At 58.1% G+C, this 1749-nt stretch carries 1 rRNA gene; it reads left to right on the forward strand.

Annotated features, from left to right (window positions below):
- The first annotated feature begins 129 nt into the window (after positions 1–129).
- Positions 130–1703: ribosomal RNA gene (locus EO083_RS09685) — 16S ribosomal RNA — on the forward strand.
- Positions 1704–1749 lie beyond the last annotated feature (46 nt).

Consider the following 1749-nt stretch of genomic DNA (forward strand, 5'->3'; position numbering starts at 1 on the left):
TGTAACTTGACTAAGAGTTACAAACGTGGTAAATTAGAAGACGCGTTGGGGAAGGGGTCATTGAAAAATGGATAGCAGTCCTGATAAAGAAGAGTCAGAGTTAAATCTGAAATGGGTGTTGAATAGACATTCATGGAGGGTTTGATCCTGGCTCAGGGTGAACGCTGGCGGCGTGCCTTACACATGCAAGTCGAGCGAAGCTGCTGGTGGAATTCCTTCGGGGAGGAAGCCAGTAGACTGAGCGGCGGACGGGTGAGTAACGCGTAGGTGACCTACCCCTCAGAGGGGGATAACTGGGGGAAACTCCAGCTAATACCCCATACGTTCCTACCTATAAGTAGGTAGGAAGAAAGGGAGCTATAGCTCTGCTGAGGGAGGGGCCTGCGACCCATCAGGTAGTTGGTGAGGTAACGGCTCACCAAGCCGACGACGGGTAGCCGGTCTGAGAGGATGGCCGGCCACAAGGGCACTGAGACACGGGCCCTACTCCTACGGGAGGCAGCAGTGGGGGATTTTGGACAATGGGCGAAAGCCTGATCCAGCGACGCCGCGTGCGGGACGAAGCCCTTCGGGGTGTAAACCGCTGTGGTGGGAGACGAATAAGGTGAGGAGTGGAAAGCCTCACTGATGACGGTATCCCACTAGAAAGCCCCGGCTAACTACGTGCCAGCAGCCGCGGTAATACGTAGGGGGCGAGCGTTACCCGGATTTACTGGGCGTAAAGGGGGCGTAGGCGGCCGTGAAAGTCCGGTGTGAAAACTCACGGCTCAACCGTGGGACTGCGCTGGAAACTACACGGCTTGAGGACGGTAGAGGGAGACGGAACTGCTGGTGTAGGGGTGAAATCCGTAGATATCAGCAGGAACGCCGGTGGAGAAGTCGGTCTCCTGGGCCGTTCCTGACGCTGAGGCCCGAAAGCTAGGGGAGCAAACCGGATTAGATACCCGGGTAGTCCTAGCCGTAAACGATGCCCACTAGGTGTGGGGGAGTAATTCCTCCGTGCTGAAGCTAACGCGATAAGTGGGCCGCCTGGGGAGTATGCCCGCAAGGGTGAAACTCAAAGGAATTGACGGGACCCCGCACAAGCGGTGGAGCGTGTGGTTTAATTGGACGCTAAGCCAAGAACCTTACCAGGGCTTGACATGCTGGTGGTACTGACCCGAAAGGGGAGGGACCTGTGGCGTAAGTCACGGGAGCCAGCACAGGTGGTGCACGGTCGTCGTCAGCTCGTGCCGTGAGGTGTTGGGTTAAGTCCCGCAACGAGCGCAACCCCTGCCCTTAGTTGCCAGCGGTTCGGCCGGGCACTCTAAGGGGACTGCCGGCGACGAGCCGGAGGAAGGAGGGGATGACGTCAGATACTCGTGCCCCTTATGCCCTGGGCGACACACGCGCTACAATGGGTGGGACAGCGGGAAGCGAGCCAGCGATGGTGAGCGAAACCCTTAAACCCACCCTCAGTTCGGATTGCAGGCTGAAACCCGCCTGCATGAAGCCGGAATCGCTAGTAATCGCGGATCAGCCACGCCGCGGTGAATACGTTCCCGGGGTTTGTACACACCGCCCGTCACGCCACCCGAGTTGGCAGCGCCCGAAGATGGGTACTCCAACCGAAAGGGGGAGGCCTATTGAGGGCGAGGCTGGCGAGGGGGGCGAAGTCGTAACAAGGTAGGTGTACCGGAAGGTGCGCCTGGATCACCTCCTTTCTAAGGAGTAAAAAACAATCAGGACTGCTATCCATTTTTGAGTGGC

The organism is Thermosipho globiformans (assembly GCF_003990895.1).
Classification (GTDB): domain Bacteria; phylum Thermotogota; class Thermotogae; order Thermotogales; family Fervidobacteriaceae; genus Thermosipho; species Thermosipho japonicus.